Source organism: Brenneria tiliae, assembly GCF_023347575.1.
Taxonomy (GTDB): Bacteria; Pseudomonadota; Gammaproteobacteria; order Enterobacterales; family Enterobacteriaceae; genus Brenneria; species Brenneria corticis.
The window spans coordinates 1-20,094 of sequence record NZ_JAKPCB010000080.1; the positions used below are offsets into that span (position 1 = coordinate 1).

The 20,094-nt window shown below is 54.1% G+C and carries 15 protein-coding genes and 4 tRNA genes; 17 read left to right on the forward strand and 2 right to left on the reverse strand.

Annotated features, from left to right (window positions below):
* Positions 1 to 178: 178 nt before the first annotated feature.
* Both murB and birA read left to right on the forward strand, forming a co-directional pair.
* Positions 179 to 1,216 carry a UDP-N-acetylmuramate dehydrogenase gene (murB, locus tag MFP24_RS00785; protein ID WP_249228705.1) on the forward strand — a complete coding sequence of 346 codons (1,038 nt, stop codon included), beginning with the start codon at positions 179 to 181 and terminating at the stop codon, positions 1,214 to 1,216.
* Positions 1,213 to 2,172, forward strand: a complete 960-nt coding sequence (gene birA / locus MFP24_RS00790; protein WP_249228706.1) for a bifunctional biotin--[acetyl-CoA-carboxylase] ligase/biotin operon repressor BirA — start codon at positions 1,213 to 1,215, stop codon at positions 2,170 to 2,172. The genes murB and birA overlap by 4 nt, the downstream gene beginning before the upstream one ends.
* 43 nt (positions 2,173 to 2,215) lie before the next feature.
* Here birA and coaA read toward each other — a convergent pair whose 3' ends face one another.
* Entirely contained in the window at positions 2,216 to 3,166 is a 951-nt protein-coding gene (coaA, locus tag MFP24_RS00795) for a type I pantothenate kinase (RefSeq protein ID WP_249228707.1), read from the reverse strand.
* 215 nt (positions 3,167 to 3,381) lie between these two features.
* Positions 3,382 to 3,930: a GNAT family N-acetyltransferase gene (locus tag MFP24_RS00800; RefSeq protein ID WP_249228708.1), complete on the reverse strand. Its 549-nt coding sequence runs from the start codon at positions 3,928 to 3,930 to the stop codon at positions 3,382 to 3,384.
* On the opposite strand from MFP24_RS00800, the gene MFP24_RS00805 reads away from it, so the two are divergent.
* The 15 genes from MFP24_RS00805 to shiA all read left to right on the forward strand — a co-directional run bounded on the left by MFP24_RS00805 (position 3,929) and on the right by shiA (position 20,058).
* Positions 3,929 to 4,195 (forward strand): hypothetical protein, encoded by a 267-nt coding sequence (locus tag MFP24_RS00805; RefSeq protein ID WP_249228709.1) that lies wholly within the window; start codon positions 3,929 to 3,931, stop codon positions 4,193 to 4,195. The genes MFP24_RS00800 and MFP24_RS00805 overlap by 2 nt on opposite strands.
* A 65-nt stretch (positions 4,196 to 4,260) precedes the next feature.
* Positions 4,261 to 4,336, forward strand: a tRNA-Thr gene (locus tag MFP24_RS00810).
* Positions 4,337 to 4,351: 15 nt separating this feature from the next.
* Positions 4,352 to 4,436: transfer RNA gene (locus MFP24_RS00815), tRNA-Tyr, on the forward strand.
* A gap of 207 nt (positions 4,437 to 4,643) precedes the next feature.
* A tRNA-Gly gene (locus MFP24_RS00820) sits at positions 4,644 to 4,718 on the forward strand.
* A gap of 7 nt (positions 4,719 to 4,725) precedes the next feature.
* Positions 4,726 to 4,801: transfer RNA gene (locus tag MFP24_RS00825), tRNA-Thr, on the forward strand.
* Positions 4,802 to 4,908: 107 nt separating this feature from the next.
* On the forward strand, positions 4,909 to 6,093 hold the full coding sequence (tuf, locus tag MFP24_RS00830) for an elongation factor Tu (RefSeq protein WP_249228710.1): 1,185 nt from the start codon (positions 4,909 to 4,911) through the stop codon (positions 6,091 to 6,093).
* Between the two features lie 238 nt (positions 6,094 to 6,331).
* Complete coding sequence (gene secE, locus MFP24_RS00835; protein ID WP_009114821.1) at positions 6,332 to 6,715, forward strand: preprotein translocase subunit SecE; 384 nt, start codon at positions 6,332 to 6,334, stop codon at positions 6,713 to 6,715.
* Position 6,716: 1 nt separating this feature from the next.
* On the forward strand, positions 6,717 to 7,262 hold the full coding sequence (gene nusG / locus MFP24_RS00840; protein ID WP_009114820.1) for a transcription termination/antitermination protein NusG: 546 nt from the start codon (positions 6,717 to 6,719) through the stop codon (positions 7,260 to 7,262).
* A gap of 158 nt (positions 7,263 to 7,420) precedes the next feature.
* Positions 7,421 to 7,849, forward strand: a complete 429-nt coding sequence (gene rplK, locus MFP24_RS00845) for a 50S ribosomal protein L11 (protein WP_249228712.1) — start codon at positions 7,421 to 7,423, stop codon at positions 7,847 to 7,849.
* Positions 7,850 to 7,852: 3 nt separating this feature from the next.
* Positions 7,853 to 8,557 carry a 50S ribosomal protein L1 gene (rplA, locus tag MFP24_RS00850; protein ID WP_009114818.1) on the forward strand — a complete coding sequence of 235 codons (705 nt, stop codon included), beginning with the start codon at positions 7,853 to 7,855 and terminating at the stop codon, positions 8,555 to 8,557.
* Between the two features lie 324 nt (positions 8,558 to 8,881).
* Positions 8,882 to 9,379, forward strand: a complete 498-nt coding sequence (gene rplJ, locus MFP24_RS00855) for a 50S ribosomal protein L10 (RefSeq protein WP_009114817.1) — start codon at positions 8,882 to 8,884, stop codon at positions 9,377 to 9,379.
* 65 nt (positions 9,380 to 9,444) lie between these two features.
* On the forward strand, positions 9,445 to 9,810 hold the full coding sequence (rplL, locus tag MFP24_RS00860) for a 50S ribosomal protein L7/L12 (RefSeq protein ID WP_009114816.1): 366 nt from the start codon (positions 9,445 to 9,447) through the stop codon (positions 9,808 to 9,810).
* A gap of 327 nt (positions 9,811 to 10,137) precedes the next feature.
* Positions 10,138 to 14,166, forward strand: coding sequence for a DNA-directed RNA polymerase subunit beta (gene rpoB / locus MFP24_RS00865; RefSeq protein WP_249228713.1), 4,029 nt, complete (start codon positions 10,138 to 10,140; stop codon positions 14,164 to 14,166).
* Positions 14,167 to 14,272: 106 nt separating this feature from the next.
* Complete coding sequence (rpoC, locus tag MFP24_RS00870; RefSeq protein ID WP_249228714.1) at positions 14,273 to 18,496, forward strand: DNA-directed RNA polymerase subunit beta'; 4,224 nt, start codon at positions 14,273 to 14,275, stop codon at positions 18,494 to 18,496.
* Between the two features lie 236 nt (positions 18,497 to 18,732).
* The gene (gene shiA, locus MFP24_RS00875) at positions 18,733 to 20,058 is read left to right on the forward strand and encodes a shikimate transporter (RefSeq protein ID WP_249228716.1); all 1,326 of its coding nucleotides are present in this window, start codon (positions 18,733 to 18,735) and stop codon (positions 20,056 to 20,058) included.
* Positions 20,059 to 20,094 lie beyond the last annotated feature (36 nt).

A 20,094-nucleotide genomic window follows, 5' to 3' on the forward strand; every position in this document is an offset into this window, starting at 1 on the left:
ATGTGAGAGTAGGGAACTGCCAGGCATCAAATAAAGTAAAAAGCCTCATGCGAAAGCATGGGGCTTTTTGCGTTGTGGGATGACGATGAATCACGGTCGTTATTAAGATAAAACCACGCTACCATCCACTCGGGATCGGGTAGACTATGGAACATCTGATCTAAAGAGTACTCATACTATGACGAATAGTGTCATATCGCTAAAACCATATCATACTTTCGCATTACCTGTTTTCGCGTCGCAAGCCACCGTTGCCGATACACAAGCGCAACTTATTGCTGGATGGCGTGCCGCCCGTTTATCGCAACGCCCTGTTTTGCTGTTGGGGGAAGGGAGTAATATTCTTTTCCTGGAAGACTTTGCCGGCACGGTCCTGCTTAACCGGCTTAAGGGTGTTGACGTTAAGGAAGACGTTGATGGATGGCATCTTCATGTCGGCGCCGGTGAAAATTGGCATCGTCTGGTGCAGTACTCGCTCGAGTTGGGGATGGCCGGTTTAGAGAATCTTGCGTTGATCCCTGGATGTGTTGGCTCCGCGCCGATACAGAATATTGGTGCCTATGGCGTAGAGCTGAAGAGCGTATGTGAGTATGTTGATTTGTTAGATCTGAACCTTGGCACGGTAAAACGTCTCACTGCTTCCGAGTGCCAATTTGGTTACCGGGAAAGTATATTCAAACATCAATACAGGGATGGATTCGTCATCACTGCCGTTGGCTTGTTTTTGCATAAAAACTGGAATCCGCTATTAGGCTACGGTGATTTGAATAAGCTGGATCCGGCTACGGCCACACCTCGGCAAATATTCGATATGGTTTGCCATATGCGGCGTAGCAAATTGCCGGATCCTGCGGTTACCGGCAATGCGGGCAGTTTCTTTAAAAACCCGGTTATTACGGCGGAGCATTCTGCTGATATTTTGCAAAAATACCCAAGCGCTCCCCATTATTTACAACCAGATGGTCAAATAAAGCTGGCGGCCGGGTGGTTGATAGATCAGTGCGGCTTAAAAGGTTTTCAGGTGGGCGGCGCAGCGGTACACGACCAACAGGCATTAGTGCTGATTAATAAAGACAATGCGACCAGCCAGGATATCGTCGATCTGGCGCGCCATGTCCGCGGCCAGGTAGCTGAGCGATTTGGTATCTGGCTGGAGCCAGAGGTGCGTTTTATTGCCGCCACTGGAGAGGTGGATGCTGTCGGGGTATTATCATGAAGGATATTAAAGTTCCTCTCAGATTAATCAAGGTTCTGTCGGACGGCGGGTTTTACTCAGGGGAAGTTCTGGGTGAAATGATGGGGATGAGCCGCGCGGCGATTAATAAACATATTCAGACTATCCGGGAGTGGGGGATAGATGTTTTTACCGTTACCGGGAAAGGATATTGCCTGCCCGCACCGATGCAACTGCTGGATGAGAAACAGATCCTCGGCGCCTTGCCGGACGGTGGGGTCAGGGTTTTGCCGGTGGTTGACTCCACCAATCAATATCTTCTGGACAGACTGAGTTCGTTATCCTCCGGGGATGCCTGTATTGCGGAGTACCAGCAGTCTGGGCGCGGGCGCCGGGGGCGTCAGTGGTTTTCTCCCTTTGGCGCCAATCTTTATTTATCATTGTATTGGCGTTTGGAACAAGGCCCCGCCGCGGCGGTCGGCGTCAGTCTGGTCATTGGGATCGTGATGGCCGAGGTGCTGCACAAGCTCGGCGCTGAAGGGGTTCGCGTCAAATGGCCGAACGATCTCTATCTCAACGATCGCAAGCTGGCCGGTATTCTGGTTGAGTTAACGGGAAAAACCGGTGACGCGGCACATTTGGTCATTGGTATCGGTATCAACTTACGGATGCGTGAGCCTACAGATAAGGTGATCGATCAGGGCTGGATCAACCTCCAGGAAGCGGGGATCGACGTCGATCGTAATACGCTGAGCGCGACGCTGATTTCAGAGCTCAGACGCGCGTTAGCCACCTTCGAGCAACAAAGACTGGCGCCGTTTATTTCCCGATGGGAGCAGCTGGATAATTATTTTAACCGTCCGGTCAAATTGCTTATCGGTAATAGAGAAATACATGGAATTGAGCGAGGCATTGATAATCAGGGAGCGTTGTTACTGGAGAGCGATGGTGAATTGACACAGTATATTGGCGGAGAAATTTCGTTAAGAGGATTATAAAATAAAGGGGTGTTACTACCACCCCTTTATTTTAAACGCCCATTTACTTTCTCAAACGGACGTATTCCACGGCATGATTGGCGCTTTTTGTCATAATAAGACTGGCTCTTTCACGCGTCGGCAGAATATTTTGCTTTAAATTAAGCCCGTTTATCTCTTGCCAAAGCTGTGAGGCAATATCGATGGCTTCTTGCTCCGGCAGCTTGGCGTAATTGTGAAAATAGGAGCTTGGATTGGAAAAAGCGCCCTGTCGGAATTTCAGGAAGCGGTTGATATACCAGCTTTTTAATAACTCTTCCGGCGCATCGACATAAATTGAAAAATCAACGAAGTCAGAGACAAAAACTCTGTGCGGGTCATGGGGATAATCCATGCCGCTCTGTAATACGTTTAAACCTTCCAATATCAAAATATCGGGTTGCTGTAGCACCTTATGATGATTCGGCACAATATCATAGATGAGATGTGAATAAATCGGTGCCGTGACCGTATCTGCGCCTGACTTAATAGCGGAAACAAAGTTCACCAAACTATGCATATCATAAGATTGGGGAAAGCCTTTTTTCTTCATCAGATTGCGATCTTTTAAAACTTTATTCGGATGAAGAAAGCCGTCGGTGGTGATGAGCTCCACGCTGCGATGTTCAGGCCAACGGCTGAGTAACGCCTGCAGAACGCGCGCCGCGGTGCTTTTGCCGACGGCTACGCTGCCTGCGATACTGATGATATAAGGGATCTTCTGGCCATCGGTCCCCAAAAACTGCTCTAAAACCGCCTGGCGGCGCAGATTGGAACTGATATAGAAGTTAAGCAGGCGGGACAAAGGCAGATAAATTTCAGCGACTTCGTCTAATGAAAGATCTTCGTTAATCCCTTTGAGTTTAACGATCTCTTCCTCTGTCAGCGTTAATGGAACAGAATCGCGCAAGGCGGCCCATTGGCGGCGATCAAATTGTAGATATGGCGTAGCCAAAGATTGCTCTCTATTTCTCATAAGTCTGATTCTGCCTGCTTATACAGGTAAGAAAGGGGACTTCAGCCCACCGATAAACGAGCAGCATAGTATAATCTGCTCGCCTCAGGCCGTAGAACCTTTTCTTGATGTAATAGTTTTGATTAGGGGCAGGTTAACACTTTGCCGGTGGGAAAAAGAAGAGAAAATCAGTTTGCTACCCGATGCCTCTATTAAAGAGACGCCGGGCAGTGGCGTTAGCTGGCAATCGCCCGCTCTACGTGATTCACCGCGAAGAGGCGCTTATAGTAAATCGCGGTGGGATGGTAATAGCCATCGGGCGTGCTGGCATAGTCGGGAAGTTCGCCTAAATAGCGGTATCCCAGCGAGCGATAGAACATCTCCGCAGGGGAACCCGCCTGCGTATCCAGATAAAGTAACCCACGTTGCTGCTGGAGTGCGGCCTTTTCCAGGTTTTGCATCAATCGCCTGCCGATGCCCATTCTTCTTGCCCGGCTATGCACCAGCAATTTTTGAATTTCGGCTCGATTCTGTCCGTTGGATTTTTGACAGAGCTCCAATTGCACGCTTCCGACCACCCCCTCCGCGTCGCGGGCGATCCACAGCATGCGCTCACCTTTGGCGATCGACGGGCGTAAGCCGTGAAAATAACTCTCCGCTGCTTCATGGGATAACGGGGTCTGAAATCCAACAGAGGCTCCTTTGGCGACCGCATCTATCAATAGATTGGCAAGCTCACCGCGATAGACTGGCAGGGTGGCGACATTGAGGGATACGATTTTCATGATGAGTCTCCTGACCGGTGAACATGCTTTAGATGAAGCAAAATTCGTTCCAATCAGCGATAACCGGCCGAATACGCGGAATAACGGGCATGGCTGTCAAAAAAGTGCATTCAGGCGGGGCGATAATCCCTGTTTTGGTGCAGTAGACCGGGTTGATATTTTATCCGTCGGCCATCCGCCGTTCGCCGGATTAGGCGTTTCTTTGGGCGAATTATTGTCGCCCGTGTGGATCCGGGTTCAAATTTGGATAAAATCTAAGCGATAGTGCGTTTTGGGCAATTTTTTTGTTGCATAGGTCGTTCGGTCTACCTAGAATGCGCAGCACTTGATGCCGGCTTAGCTCAGTAGGTAGAGCAACTGACTTGTAATCAGTAGGTCGCCAGTTCGATTCCGGCAGCCGGCACCATTAAGTAGACAATTAGGTGGGGTTCCCGAGCGGCCAAAGGGAGCAGACTGTAAATCTGCCGTCACAGACTTCGAAGGTTCGAATCCTTCCCCCACCACCAAATTCAAGCCATGAAAAATGGCTGACCCGATGTGATAAGCAGCTTGTATCACGTTGGGGAAGGTGAGAACCTTCGACAGATTCAATCCTGGCGACAGGATAAAATCGATACGGTATGTAATACTAAGCCGGATCGAAGAATGCGGAGGGTAACGTTATCCTCCAATTTCAAAATCTACAGAAAAATCAGGTAGCCGAGTTCCAGGATGCGGGCATCGTATAATGGCTATTACCTCAGCCTTCCAAGCTGATGATGTGGGTTCGATTCCCACTGCCCGCTCCAAAGATGTGCTGATATAGCTCAGTTGGTAGAGCGCACCCTTGGTAAGGGTGAGGTCGGCAGTTCGAATCTGCCTATCAGCACCACTTCTTTATTCTTCCTCCTGATTTCTTTCTGTTAAAAAATTCAGCAAGCAAACGCTTGGTTGATGTGGTGATACCACCGATTTATCCGTGTCTTAGAGGGACTATCGATGTCTAAAGAAAAATTTGAACGTACAAAACCGCACGTTAACGTCGGTACTATCGGCCACGTTGACCATGGTAAAACAACGCTGACTGCGGCTATCACCTCCGTATTGGCTAAAACCTACGGCGGCGCCGCCCGCGCATTCGACCAGATCGATAACGCGCCGGAAGAAAAAGCCCGTGGTATCACCATCAACACCTCTCACGTTGAATACGATACCCCGACTCGCCACTACGCGCACGTTGACTGCCCGGGACACGCCGACTATGTGAAAAACATGATCACCGGCGCCGCGCAGATGGACGGCGCGATCCTGGTTGTCGCCGCGACCGACGGCCCGATGCCGCAGACCCGCGAGCACATCCTGCTGGGCCGCCAGGTAGGTGTTCCTTACATCATCGTGTTCCTGAACAAATGCGACATGGTTGATGATGAAGAGCTGCTGGAACTGGTTGAGATGGAAGTGCGCGAGCTGCTGTCTCAGTACGACTTCCCGGGCGACGATACTCCAATCGTACGTGGTTCCGCGCTGAAAGCGCTGGAAGGCGATGCCGAGTGGGAAGCGAAAATCATCGAACTGGCCGGTCACCTGGATACCTACATCCCGGAACCTGAGCGTGCCATCGACAAGCCGTTCCTGCTGCCTATCGAAGACGTATTCTCCATCTCCGGTCGCGGTACCGTTGTTACCGGTCGCGTAGAGCGCGGCATCATCAAAGTCGGTGAAGAAGTTGAAATCGTGGGCATCAAAGATACCGCGAAATCCACCTGTACCGGCGTTGAAATGTTCCGCAAACTGCTGGACGAAGGCCGTGCGGGCGAGAACGTCGGCGTTCTGCTGCGCGGTATCAAGCGTGAAGAGATCGAACGCGGTCAGGTACTGGCCAAACCAGGTTCTATCAAACCTCACACTCAGTTCGAGTCTGAAGTTTATATCCTGTCCAAAGACGAAGGCGGCCGTCATACTCCGTTCTTCAAAGGCTACCGTCCGCAGTTCTACTTCCGTACCACTGACGTAACGGGCACCATCGAACTGCCGGAAGGCGTGGAAATGGTTATGCCGGGCGACAACGTCAAAATGGTCGTTACCCTGATCCACCCCATCGCGATGGACGACGGTCTGCGTTTCGCCATCCGTGAAGGCGGCCGTACCGTAGGCGCGGGCGTTGTTGCTAAAGTTATCGCTTAATTGCGGATAACGTTTGACGCGACACGCGATAAAAGGGCATCATTTGATGCCCTTTTTCTACGCTGTCATGCGGTAGAACCTATCTCATCAGCGATTATCGAATATAATCATTGGTGAGATAGGCTCTGTAGATACGGCGTAAATACCGAATTATTCGTTTACAGAACATCTTTCGGTTTGGTTTGCCCTGCGTTGCGGGGCAAAGTTATTTGTCTGAATCATTGTGACGGGTTGGTTTATGAGTGCGAATACCGAAGCTCAGGGGAGCGGGCGTGGCCTGGAAGCGATTAAGTGGCTGGTCGTAGCCGTATTGCTGGTAGTTGCGATTGTCGGCAACTATTACTACCGCGAGTTTAGCCTGCCGCTGCGCGCATTGGCGGTTGTTGTCCTGATTGCCGCCGCCGGTGGCGTGGCATTGCTGACCGCCAAAGGCAAAGCGACAGTAACGTTTGCCCGTGAAGCCCGTACCGAAGTACGCAAAGTCATTTGGCCGACTCGTCAGGAAACGTTACACACCACGTTAATCGTTGCCGCGGTTACTGCCGTGATGTCACTGATTTTGTGGGGGCTGGATGGTATTCTGGTCCGATTGGTATCGTTTATCACTGGCCTGAGGTTCTAAGATGTCTGAAGCCCCAAAAAAACGTTGGTACGTCGTGCAGGCGTTTTCCGGTTTTGAAGGCCGCGTGGCTCAGTCGCTGCGTGAGCATATCAAATTGCATAACATGGAAGAGCTGTTCGGCGACGTCATGGTGCCGACAGAGGAAGTTGTTGAAATTCGCGGCGGCCAGCGCCGCAAAAGCGAACGTAAATTCTTCCCCGGTTACGTACTGGTACAGATGGTGATGGAAGATGCGAGCTGGCACCTGGTGCGCAGCGTGCCGCGCGTCATGGGTTTTATCGGCGGCACTTCCGACCGACCGGCGCCGATCAGCGACAAAGAAGTTGACGCCATCATGAATCGCCTTCAGCAGGCGGGCGATAAGCCGCGTCCGAAAACCCTGTTTGAGCCGGGTGAAATGGTGCGCGTCAGCGACGGCCCGTTCGCCGACTTCAACGGCGTGGTGGAAGAAGTGGATTACGAAAAAAGCCGCCTGAAAGTCTCCGTCTCGATCTTTGGTCGCGCCACCCCGGTGGAACTCGACTTCAGCCAGGTGGATAAAGGCTAAACATTTATTCGCATCGCTGAAACTGCCGCTTGTCTCTGGCGCGAAATTAATCTACAATTTCGCGCCTTTTGTTTTTAGGGTGCCTGACAGGCATCTGAAACGTATTAAACCACGGGGAGCCTTTTGCAAGGCGCTATTACCCATTCGAGGAAAGTAAAATGGCCAAGAAAGTACAAGCCTACGTCAAGCTGCAGGTTGCGGCTGGTATGGCTAACCCGAGTCCACCGGTAGGTCCGGCTCTGGGTCAGCAGGGTGTCAACATCATGGAATTCTGCAAGGCGTTCAATGCTAAAACTGAAAGCGTTGAAAAAGGCCTGCCGATCCCGGTTGTTATTACCGTTTATTCTGACCGTTCTTTCACCTTCGTTACCAAAACGCCTCCGGCAGCCGTTCTGCTGAAGAAAGCGGCGGGTATCAAGTCTGGTTCCGGCAAGCCGAACAAAGACAAAGTAGGTAAAGTGACGAGTGCTCAGATTCGTGAAATCGCAGAGACCAAAGCTGCGGACATGACTGGTTCTGACGTGGATGCCATGGCGCGTTCCATCGAAGGCACTGCTCGTTCCATGGGCCTGGTAGTGGAGGGTTAATAAATGGCTAAGCTGACCAAGCGCATGCGCGTGATCCGTGACAAAGTTGATGCAACTAAACAGTACGACATCAACGAAGCTGTTGCCCTGCTCAAAGAGCTGGCCACTGCTAAATTCGTAGAAAGCGTGGACGTAGCCGTTAATCTCGGCATCGACGCGCGTAAATCCGACCAAAACGTTCGTGGCGCCACCGTTCTGCCGCACGGCACCGGTCGTTCCGTTCGCGTTGCCGTCTTCACCCAGGGCGCAAACGCCGAAGCCGCCAAAGCTGCCGGCGCTGAACTGGTGGGTATGGAAGATCTGGCCGATCAGATCAAGAAAGGCGAAATGAACTTCGACGTGGTTATCGCATCTCCGGATGCCATGCGCGTTGTCGGCCAGTTAGGCCAGGTTCTGGGGCCGCGCGGCCTGATGCCAAACCCGAAAGTTGGCACCGTAACCCCTAACGTTGCCGAAGCGGTTAAAAACGCCAAAGCGGGTCAGGTGCGTTATCGTAACGACAAAAACGGCATCATCCATACCACTATCGGTAAGGTTGATTTCGACTCGGACAAACTGAAGGAAAACCTGGAGTCTCTGCTGGTTGCGCTGAAAAAAGCCAAACCGTCTCAGGCGAAAGGCGTGTACATCAAGAAAGTCAGCCTGTCCACTACGATGGGCGCCGGCGTGGCGATTGACCAGAGCGGTCTGAACGCAGTCGCTGTCTGATAGCTTTTGTTTCGCTTTACTCGGGCGTGTGATTTACCTATAATCTTACGCCCGTTGTTCCGTTAGCGGAATTAAAGAAGAATTTTCGGTTGGAGCCTGGCCTATCCAGGCCTCCGTCCAAGACCGCAGGCGTCTCGCGAGAGACTTAATCTTCCTGCGTAGACGGTGACAGAGCCTGAAGAAATTTTTTATTATTTATACAAATAGTTAAAGAATGGTCTTTGCTGGATTCTGCTCACCGTGTTTCAACGCTTATTTCCATTTTGGCGATAAGTGAAGTGAGTTCCGGAGGTTTCCTCCGGCTAAATCCAGGAGCAAAAGCTAATGGCATTAAATCTTCAAGACAAACAAGCGATTGTTGCTGAAGTCAGCGAAGTGGCCAAAGGCGCGCTGTCTGCGGTTGTTGCGGATTCCCGTGGCGTAACCGTGGATAAAATGACTGAACTGCGTAAAGCAGGTCGTGAAGCCGGCGTATATATGCGTGTTGTACGCAACACGTTGATTCGCCGCGCTGTTGAAGGGACTCCTTTCGAGTGCCTGAAAGACACGTTTGTCGGTCCGACCTTGATTGCATTCTCTACTGAACATCCAGGCGCTGCCGCCCGTTTATTCAAAGAGTTCGCGAAAGCGAATGCAAAATTCGAGGTTAAAGCTGCGGCCTTTGAAGGTGAGTTTATCTCTGCGGCGCAAATTGACCGCTTGGCAACGCTGCCTACTTACGACGAAGCAATCGCACGCCTGATGGCAACCATGAAAGAAGCCTCTGCAGGCAAACTGGTTCGCACTCTGGCTGCACTGCGCGATCAGAAAGAAGCGGCTTAACCGCCTTTCTTTTCCCGACGTTATGCTTGCGTATAAACTATTTCTGAATTTTAGGAACACTTGTTATGTCTATCACTAAAGAACAAATCCTTGAAGGCGTTGCAGCTCTGACTGTAATGGAAATCGTTGAACTGATCTCCGCCATGGAAGAAAAATTCGGCGTTTCCGCTGCCGCTGCCGTAGCCGTTGCTGCCGGCCCGGCTGAAGCCGTTGAAGAAAAAACCGAGTTCGACGTTGTGCTGAAAGCCATCGGCGCTAACAAAGTTGCCGTTATCAAAGCAGTACGTGGCGCAACCGGTCTGGGCCTGAAAGAAGCCAAAGACCTGGTTGAATCCGCTCCGGCCGCTCTGAAAGAAGGCATCAGCAAAGATGACGCCGAAACGCTGAAGAAAGCACTGGAAGAAGCTGGCGCTGAAGTTGAAGTTAAATAAGCCATCTTTCCAGGTTGCAGTCTGATTTATCAGGCTGATGGCTGGTGACTTTTTAGTCACCAGCCTTTTTGCTCTGTAGGGCATCAATGGGGTTTCACACTATTCAGCCATTGATTCACCCCAATATCTTTTTCTATTGACGACTTAATATACTGCTTCCCTGTCTGGGTTCCCTGCCCGAACAAGAGCAATGAAATGGTTTAAGAGTAATAGAAAGAGGTATTACGGAAAGGTCTCCATTTCCGGCAAAACGTAAATAGTGTTGCATGACCTGTCCTTGCTAGGACGGACAGAGTAGTTCGACTTTTCAGCGAGCTGAGGAACCCTATGGTTTACTCCTATACCGAGAAAAAACGCATTCGTAAGGATTTTGGCAAGCGTCCGCAGGTGCTTGACATACCTTATCTCCTTTCTATCCAGCTTGACTCGTTCCAGAAGTTCATCGAGCAAGATCCGGAAGGTCAGTACGGTCTGGAAGCTGCATTCCGTTCTGTTTTCCCCATACAAAGCTATAGCGGCAATTCAGAGCTGCAATACGTTAGCTATCGCCTGGGCGAGCCGGTATTTGACGTTAAAGAATGTCAAATCCGAGGCGTGACTTTTTCCGCGCCGCTGCGCGTCAAATTGCGCCTGGTGATTTACGAGCGTGAAGCGCCTGAAGGCACCGTTAAAGACATCAAAGAGCAAGAAGTCTACATGGGCGAAATTCCGCTCATGACCGACAACGGCACCTTTGTGATCAACGGTACCGAGCGTGTTATCGTTTCTCAGCTGCACCGCAGTCCGGGCGTATTCTTCGACAGCGACAAGGGTAAAACCCACTCTTCAGGTAAGGTACTGTATAACGCACGTATTATCCCTTACCGTGGTTCCTGGCTGGATTTCGAATTCGATCCGAAAGATAACCTGTTCGTCCGTATCGACCGCCGCCGCAAACTGCCGGCGACCATTATCCTGCGCGCGCTGGGTTACTCCACCGAACAGATTCTGGATTTGTTCTTCGACAAGATTGTCTATGAAATCAATGGCAATAAGTTGCAGATGGATCTGGTTCCTGAACGCCTGCGCGGTGAAACGGCCTCTTTCGACATTGAAGCGGAAGGCAAGGTTTACGTTGAAAAAGGCCGCCGCATCACTGCCCGTCATATCCGTCAGTTGGAGAAAGACGGCATTGAGCGTATCGAAGTGCCGGTTGAATATATCGTCGGCAAAGTGTTGTCCAAAGATTATATCGATGAGAGCACCGGCGAACTGATTGGCGCGGCGAATATGGAGCTGTCGCTGGATCTGCTGGCGAAGCTCAGCCAGTCCGGCCACAAACAGATTGAAACCCTGTTCACCAACGACCTGGATCACGGTCCGTATATATCGGAAACCGTGCGTGTCGATCCGTCAAGCGATCGCCTGAGCGCGCTGGTGGAAATTTACCGCATGATGCGTCCCGGCGAGCCGCCGACGCGTGAAGCGGCGGAAACGCTGTTCGAGAACCTGTTCTTCTCCGAAGATCGTTATGACCTCTCCGCGGTCGGCCGGATGAAGTTTAACCGATCCCTGCTGCGCGACGAGATCGAAGGTTCCGGTATCCTGAGCAAAGAAGACATCATCGAAGTGATGAAGAAGCTCATCGATATCCGTAACGGCAAGGGCGAAGTGGATGATATCGACCACCTCGGCAACCGCCGTATCCGTTCCGTCGGTGAAATGGCGGAAAACCAGTTCCGCGTCGGTCTGGTGCGCGTAGAGCGTGCGGTGAAAGAGCGTCTTTCCCTGGGCGACCTCGACACCCTGATGCCGCAGGACATGATCAACGCCAAGCCGATTTCGGCGGCGGTGAAAGAGTTCTTCGGTTCCAGCCAGCTGTCGCAGTTTATGGACCAGAACAACCCGCTGTCCGAGATTACGCACAAACGTCGTATCTCCGCACTGGGCCCGGGCGGTCTGACCCGCGAGCGCGCCGGCTTTGAAGTTCGAGACGTACACCCGACCCACTACGGCCGCGTATGTCCTATCGAAACGCCGGAAGGTCCGAACATCGGTCTGATCAACTCCCTGTCCGTGTATGCGCAGACCAACGAGTATGGCTTCCTGGAAACCCCGTATCGCCGCGTGCGCGACAATGTGGTAACCGATGAAATCCATTACCTGTCGGCAATTGAGGAAGGCAACTTCGTTATCGCCCAGGCGAACACCAACCTGGACGAAGAAGGCCACTTCATCGATGAGCTGGTAACCTGCCGTAACAAAGGCGAGTCCAGCCTGTTCAGCCGCGATCAGGTTGAATATATGGACGTATCCACCCAGCAGGTGGTATCCGTCGGGGCGTCGCTGATTCCCTTCCTGGAACACGATGACGCCAACCGCGCCTTGATGGGTGCGAACATGCAACGTCAGGCCGTTCCGACCCTGCGCGCCGACAAGCCGCTGGTGGGTACCGGCATGGAGCGTGCGGTTGCGGTCGACTCCGGGGTTACCGCGGTCGCGAAACGCGGCGGCACCGTGCAGTATGTCGATGCGTCGCGTATCGTGATCCGCGTTAACGACGACGAGATGTATCCGGGCGAAGCCGGGATCGACATCTACAACCTGACCAAATACACTCGTTCCAACCAGAACACCTGCATCAGCCAGATGCCGTGCGTGTCGCTGGGCGAACCGGTTGAGCGCGGCGACGTGCTGGCTGACGGCCCGTCCACCGATCTGGGTGAACTGGCGCTGGGTCAGAACATGCGCGTGGCGTTCATGCCGTGGAACGGTTACAACTTCGAAGACTCCATCCTCGTCTCCGAGCGCGTGGTGCAGGAAGACCGTTTCACCACCATCCATATTCAGGAACTGGCCTGCGTGTCGCGCGACACCAAGCTGGGGCCTGAGGAGATCACCGCGGATATCCCGAACGTGGGCGAAGCGGCGCTGTCCAAACTGGATGAGTCCGGCATCGTTTATATCGGTGCGGAAGTGACCGGCGGCGATATTCTGGTGGGCAAGGTAACGCCGAAAGGCGAAACCCAGCTGACCCCGGAAGAGAAGCTGCTGCGCGCCATCTTCGGCGAGAAGGCCTCCGACGTTAAGGATTCCTCGCTGCGGGTGCCGAACGGCGTTTCCGGTACGGTTATCGACGTACAGGTCTTTACCCGCGACGGCGTGGAAAAAGACAAACGCGCGCTGGAAATCGAAGAGATGCAGCTCAAGCAGGCCAAGAAAGACCTGACCGAAGAGCTGCAAATCCTGGAAGCCGGTCTGTTTGCCCGTATCCACGCGGTGCTGGTTTCCGGCGGTGTGGAAGCGGACAAGCTGGACAAGCTGCCGCGCGAGCGCTGGCTGGAGCTGGGTCTGACTGATGAAGAGAAACAGAATCAGTTGGAGCAGTTGGCCGAACAGTACGACGAACTGAAGCACGAGTTTGAGAAAAAACTCGAAGCCAAGCGCCGTAAAATCACCCAGGGCGACGATCTGGCGCCGGGCGTGCTGAAAATCGTCAAGGTGTATCTGGCCGTTAAGCGTCAGATCCAACCCGGCGACAAGATGGCCGGCCGTCATGGTAACAAGGGCGTTATCTCCAAGATCAACCCGATCGAAGATATGCCTTACGATGAGAACGGCGTGCCGGTCGACATCGTGCTGAACCCGCTGGGCGTACCGTCGCGTATGAACATCGGTCAGATTCTGGAAACCCACCTGGGTATGGCGGCGAAAGGCATCGGCGACAAGATCAACGCCATGCTGAAGCGGCACGAGGAAGTGGCCAAGCTGCGTGAGTTCATCCAGAAAGCGTACGATCTGGGCGACGATGTGCGCCAGAAGGTTGACCTGAGCACTTTCTCCGACGAAGAAGTTCTGCGTCTGGCTGAGAACCTGAAGAAGGGCATGCCGATTGCAACGCCGGTATTCGACGGTGCAAAAGAGAAAGAGATCAAGGAACTGCTGCAGATGGGCGGTATCCCGACCTCCGGTCAGATCACGCTGTTTGACGGCCGTACCGGCGAGCAGTTTGAGCGCCAGGTTACCGTTGGCTATATGTATATGCTGAAGTTGAACCACTTGGTCGACGACAAGATGCACGCCCGTTCCACCGGTTCTTACAGCCTGGTCACTCAGCAGCCGCTGGGTGGTAAGGCGCAGTTCGGTGGTCAGCGCTTCGGTGAGATGGAAGTGTGGGCGCTGGAAGCTTACGGCGCAGCCTATACCCTGCAGGAAATGCTGACGGTTAAATCCGATGACGTGAACGGCCGTACCAAGATGTATAAAAACATCGTGGATGGCAATCATCAGATGGAACCGGGCATGCCGGAATCCTTCAACGTACTGTTGAAAGAAATCCGCTCGCTGGGTATCAACATCGAGCTGGAAGAAGAGTAATTCCAGCTCGTTGTATCGCTGGCATTCGTCATAGGGGCACCTGAACTTTGTTGTTTAACGACAGGTTTAGGTGCCTGACAGGTCTAACTCCGACAGGAGCCAATCCGTGAAAGACTTATTAAAGTTTCTGAAAGCGCAAACTAAAACCGAAGAGTTTGATGCGATCAAAATTGCTCTGGCCTCGCCAGACATGATCCGTTCGTGGTCTTTTGGTGAAGTTAAAAAGCCAGAAACCATTAACTACCGTACGTTCAAACCGGAACGCGACGGCCTTTTTTGCGCCCGTATCTTTGGGCCGGTAAAAGACTACGAGTGCTTGTGCGGTAAGTATAAGCGCTTGAAACACCGCGGTGTTATCTGTGAGAAGTGCGGCGTTGAAGTGACCCAGACCAAAGTACGCCGCGAGCGTATGGGCCACATCGAGCTGGCGTCTCCCACCGCGCATATCTGGTTCCTGAAATCGCTGCCGTCCCGTATCGGTTTGCTGCTGGATATGCCGCTGCGTGATATCGAACGCGTGCTGTACTTCGAATCCTATGTGGTGGTCGAAGGCGGCATGACCAATCTTGAAAAGCGTCAGATCCTGACCGAAGAGCAGTATCTGGATGCGCTGGAAGAATTCGGTGACGAATTCGACGCCAAGATGGGTGCGGAAGCTATTCAGGCCCTGTTGAAAAACATGGATCTGGAACAGGAATGTGAACAGCTGCGCGAAGAGTTGAATGAAACCAACTCCGAAACCAAACGTAAGAAGCTGACCAAGCGTATCAAGCTGCTGGAAGCGTTCGTACAGTCCGGCAACAAGCCGGAGTGGATGATCCTCACCGTGCTGCCGGTACTGCCGCCGGATCTGCGTCCGCTGGTGCCGCTGGACGGCGGTCGTTTCGCGACCTCCGACCTGAACGATCTCTATCGTCGCGTCATTAACCGTAACAACCGTCTGAAACGCCTGCTGGATCTGGCCGCGCCTGACATCATCGTACGTAACGAAAAACGTATGCTGCAGGAAGCGGTCGACGCCCTGTTGGATAACGGCCGTCGCGGTCGTGCCATCACCGGCTCCAACAAGCGTCCGCTGAAATCGCTGGCCGATATGATCAAAGGCAAGCAGGGTCGTTTCCGTCAGAACCTGCTGGGTAAACGCGTCGACTACTCCGGTCGTTCGGTTATCACCGTTGGTCCATACTTGCGTCTGCATCAGTGCGGTCTGCCGAAGAAAATGGCGCTGGAGCTGTTCAAACCCTTCATCTACGGCAAGCTGGAGCTGCGTGGCCTGGCCACCACCATCAAAGCCGCCAAGAAGATGGTTGAACGCGAAGAAGCCGTGGTATGGGATATCCTGGACGAAGTGATTCGCGAACACCCGGTGCTGCTGAACCGTGCGCCGACGCTGCACCGTTTGGGTATCCAGGCGTTTGAACCGGTACTGATCGAAGGTAAGGCGATTCAACTGCACCCGCTGGTCTGCGCCGCGTATAACGCCGACTTCGACGGCGACCAGATGGCCGTTCACGTACCGCTGACGCTGGAAGCCCAGTTGGAAGCGCGTGCGCTGATGATGTCCACCAACAACATTCTGTCGCCGGCGAACGGCGAGCCCATCATCGTACCTTCGCAGGACGTGGTGTTGGGTCTGTATTACATGACCCGCGACTGCGTCAACGCCAAAGGCGAAGGCATGGTGCTGACCGGGCCGAAAGAAGCCGAACGCGTTTACCGCGCCGGTCTGGCCTCGCTGCATGCGCGCGTCAAAGTGCGTATTACGGAAGAGATTAAAAGCATCGAAGGCGACGTTACGCATCAGACCAGCATTATCGATACCACCATCGGTCGGGCGATTCTGTGGATGATCGTACCGAAAGGTTTGCCGTACTCGATCGTTAACCAGCCGCTGGGCAAAAAAGCCATCTCCAAAATGCTCAACACCTGTTATCGCATTTTGGGCCTGAAGCCGACGGTTATTTTCGCCGACCAGATCATGTACACCGGTTTTGCCTATGCGGCCCGTTCCGGCGCCTCCGTCGGCATCGACGACATGGTTATCCCTGCGAAGAAAGCCGGGATTATCGAAGAAGCCGAAACCGAAGTGGCCGAGATTCAGGAGCAGTTCCAATCCGGTCTGGTTACCGCCGGCGAACGCTACAACAAGGTTATCGATATCTGGGCCGCGGCCAACGAACGCGTCGCCAAGGCGATGATGGAAAACCTGTCGGTTGAAGACGTGGTTAACCGTGACGGCGTGGTCGAGCAGCAGGTTTCCTTCAACAGCATCTTTATGATGGCCGACTCCGGCGCGCGTGGTTCCGCGGCGCAGATTCGTCAGCTGGCGGGGATGCGTGGTCTGATGGCGAAGCCGGACGGCTCGATTATCGAAACGCCGATCACCGCGAACTTCCGTGAGGGTCTGAACGTACTCCAGTACTTCATCTCCACGCACGGTGCGCGTAAAGGTCTGGCGGATACCGCATTGAAAACCGCGAACTCCGGTTATCTGACCCGTCGTCTGGTTGACGTGGCGCAGGATCTGGTGGTCACCGAGGACGATTGCGGTACCCACGAAGGCATCATGATGACGCCGGTTATCGAGGGTGGCGACGTTAAAGAGCCGCTGCGTGAGCGCGTTCTGGGCCGTGTAACGGCTGAAGACGTTATCAAGCCGGGTACGGCGGATATTCTGGTGCCGCGCAACACCCTGCTCAACGAGCAATGGTGTGACCTGCTGGAAGAAAACTCCGTCGATGCGGTGAAAGTCCGCTCCGTCGTAAGCTGCGAAACCGACTTCGGCGTGTGCGCCAAGTGCTACGGTCGCGACCTGGCGCGCGGTCACCTGATTAACAAAGGTGAAGCCATCGGGGTTATCGCCGCGCAGTCTATCGGCGAACCGGGCACCCAGCTGACCATGCGTACCTTCCACATCGGTGGTGCGGCATCGCGTGCGGCGGCCGAGTCCAGCATTCAGGTGAAAAACAAAGGTAGCCTGAAACTGAACAACGCCAAGTTCGTGGTCAACAGCAACGATAAGCTGGTGATTACCTCGCGTAACACCGAGCTGAAGCTGATCGACGAATTCGGCCGTACCAAAGAGAGCTATAAAGTGCCTTACGGTGCGGTGATGGCGAAAGGCGACGGCGCCGAAGTCAACGGCGGCGAAACCGTAGCCAACTGGGATCCGCACACCATGCCGGTTATCACCGAAGTGGGCGGTAACATTCGCTTCACGGACATGGTCGACGGCCAGACGATTACCCGTCAGACCGACGAACTGACCGGTTTGTCCTCCATCGTGGTTCTGGACAGCGCGGAGCGTACCGGCAGCGGTAAAGATCTGCGTCCGGCGCTGAAAATCGTTGATGACAAAGGCGAAGACGTATTGATCCCGGGCACCGATATGCCTGCTCAATACTTCCTGCCGGGTAAAGCGATTGTTCAGCTGGAAGATGGCGTGAAGATCAGCGCGGGCGACACCCTGGCGCGTATTCCGCAGGAATCCGGCGGTACCAAGGATATTACCGGTGGTCTGCCGCGCGTTGCCGACCTGTTTGAAGCCCGTCGTCCGAAAGAGCCGGCGATTCTGGCGGAAATCAGCGGCATCATCTCCTTCGGTAAGGAAACCAAAGGCAAGCGTCGTCTGGTGATTTCTCCGCTGGACGGCAGCGACGCCTACGAAGAGATGATTCCGAAATGGCGTCAGCTCAACGTGTTTGAAGGTGAACGCGTAGAACGCGGCGACGTGGTTTCCGACGGTCCGGAATCCCCGCACGACATCCTGCGTTTGCGTGGCGTACATGCGGTAACGCGTTACATCACCAACGAAGTTCAGGAAGTTTACCGTCTGCAGGGCGTTAAGATTAACGATAAACACATCGAAGTTATCGTTCGTCAGATGTTGCGTAAAGGCACCATCGTCAGCGCCGGCGGCACGGAGTTCCTCGAAGGCGAGCAGGCGGAAATGTCTCGCGTCAAGATTGCCAACCGTCAGTTGGAAGCGGATGGCAAGATCCCGGCAACCTACAGCCGCGATCTGCTGGGTATTACCAAGGCATCTCTGGCGACCGAGTCCTTCATTTCCGCGGCATCGTTCCAGGAAACCACCCGCGTGCTTACTGAAGCGGCGGTGGCCGGTAAACGTGATGAACTGCGCGGTCTGAAAGAGAACGTTATCGTAGGCCGTTTGATCCCGGCGGGTACCGGTTATGCGTACCACCAGGATCGTATGCGTCGCCGTCAGGCAGGCGAGGCGCCGGTCGCGCCTCAGGTGAGTGCTGATGAAGCCTCCGCCAACCTGGCCGAACTGCTCAACGCCGGCTTCGGTAACAGCGACGACGAGTAATATCGTCATCGAGCACCGTATACAACCGCCCCTCCGGGGCGGTTAAGTCGCTGAAAGCCCCGGCCGTCAAAGCCGGGGCTTTTTTTTTGTGGCGCGCCATCCTTGGCCGCTACCCTTGCGGGCCGTCGCCGTGGCGACGTCAAAAACTTACGTAGGGCGTCCTCCGCCCTGACGGGCCGCCGTAAACGGCGTTTTTTTCCCGGAAGATTTTTGTTATATCAGACAGCGAGACTGACATGGATTCCTCGACAACTTCGATACCAACTAAGGATGCCGCGCACATAGCGCCCGGACGCGCCAGAAGAGCGGCATGGGGCAGCTTTATCGGCGCGGTGGTGGATTGGTATGACTTTTTGCTCTACGGCATTGTTGCCGCGTTGGTGTTTAATATTGAGTTTTTCCCGCAGATAAGCCCGACCATGGGTACGCTGGCGGCGTTTGGTACTTTTGGGGTGGGTTTCTTGTTCCGGCCGCTGGGCGGGATCGTGTTCGGCCATTACGGCGACAAGCTGGGCCGCAAACGCATGCTGATGATTACCGTCTGGACGATGGGGCTATCGACCGCGCTGATTGGCGTGTTGCCCACTTTTGACAGCATTGGCTGGTGGGCGCCGGTACTGCTGGTGACGCTGCGCGCCATTCAGGGGTTCGCGGTCGGGGGCGAATGGGGCGGCGCCGCGTTGCTGGCGGTGGAGAACGCGCCTAAAAAGAAAAAAGCCTTCTACAGCAGCGGCGTGCAGGTGGGATACGGCGTGGGGCTGTTGCTGGCGACGGGCTCGATTTCACTGGTCAGCCACCATACCACGGATGCCGATTTTATCAGCTGGGGCTGGCGGCTGCCGTTTTTATTCAGCGTGGTGCTGGTTGCCATCGCCTGGTGGATCCGCTCCGGGATGGAAGAGTCGCAGGAGTTCGAGGCCAACAAGAAGTTACGGGAAAGGACGCAAAAAATCCGTTCGTTTCCGATCGTTGAAGCGCTGCGCAAGCATCCCAAGGCATTTTTGCTGATTATCGCCCTGCGGCTGGGGGAATTGCTGACGATGTATATCGTCACGGCGTTCGCGCTCAACTATTCCACCGCCAATCTGGGGATGTCGCGGGAGTTCTTTCTGCATATCAGCCTGCTGGTGGGTGGAATAAGCTGCCTGTCTATTCCTCTCTTCGCCCGTCTGGCCGACAGTTTCGGCCGGCGGCGGATTTACGTCACCGGCGCGCTGATCGGCGCCGCCAGCGCCTTTCCCTTCTTTATGGCGCTGGAAGCGCACGCCAGCCTGTGGATCCTGTTCTTTGCCATCATGCTGGCCAACGTGGCGCACGATATGATCGTCAGCGTACAGCAGCCGATGTTTACCGAGCTGTTCGGCACCGCGTATCGCTACAGCGGCGCGGGCGTGGGCTATCAGGTGGCGAGCGTGGTCGGCGGCGGTTTCACCCCGTTTATCGCGGTACTGCTGGTGGAGTTTTTGGGCGGTTCCTGGCACGGCGTGGCGACGTATCTCGCCGTGGGTTGCCTGCTGTCGGCGATTGTCGGACTGCGCATGAAGCCGCAAACGCTGGACTGAGCTTAGCAAAGCCGATGCCGGCGCTGGACGCCGGTA

Coding starts and splice junctions, on each gene's coding strand:
- tuf (WP_249228710.1), top strand. CDS start 4,909: ATGTCTAAAGAAAAATTTGAACGTACAAAACCGCACGTTAACGTCGGT.
- coaA (WP_249228707.1), bottom strand. CDS start 3,166: ATGAGAAATAGAGAGCAATCTTTGGCTACGCCATATCTACAATTTGAT.
- rplK (WP_249228712.1), top strand. CDS start 7,421: ATGGCCAAGAAAGTACAAGCCTACGTCAAGCTGCAGGTTGCGGCTGGT.
- shiA (WP_249228716.1), top strand. CDS start 18,733: ATGGATTCCTCGACAACTTCGATACCAACTAAGGATGCCGCGCACATA.
- birA (WP_249228706.1), top strand. CDS start 1,213: ATGAAGGATATTAAAGTTCCTCTCAGATTAATCAAGGTTCTGTCGGAC.
- rplJ (WP_009114817.1), top strand. CDS start 8,882: ATGGCATTAAATCTTCAAGACAAACAAGCGATTGTTGCTGAAGTCAGC.
- rpoB (WP_249228713.1), top strand. CDS start 10,138: ATGGTTTACTCCTATACCGAGAAAAAACGCATTCGTAAGGATTTTGGC.
- murB (WP_249228705.1), top strand. CDS start 179: ATGACGAATAGTGTCATATCGCTAAAACCATATCATACTTTCGCATTA.
- secE (WP_009114821.1), top strand. CDS start 6,332: ATGAGTGCGAATACCGAAGCTCAGGGGAGCGGGCGTGGCCTGGAAGCG.
- rplL (WP_009114816.1), top strand. CDS start 9,445: ATGTCTATCACTAAAGAACAAATCCTTGAAGGCGTTGCAGCTCTGACT.
- rplA (WP_009114818.1), top strand. CDS start 7,853: ATGGCTAAGCTGACCAAGCGCATGCGCGTGATCCGTGACAAAGTTGAT.
- MFP24_RS00800 (WP_249228708.1), bottom strand. CDS start 3,930: ATGAAAATCGTATCCCTCAATGTCGCCACCCTGCCAGTCTATCGCGGT.
- nusG (WP_009114820.1), top strand. CDS start 6,717: ATGTCTGAAGCCCCAAAAAAACGTTGGTACGTCGTGCAGGCGTTTTCC.
- MFP24_RS00805 (WP_249228709.1), top strand. CDS start 3,929: ATGATGAGTCTCCTGACCGGTGAACATGCTTTAGATGAAGCAAAATTC.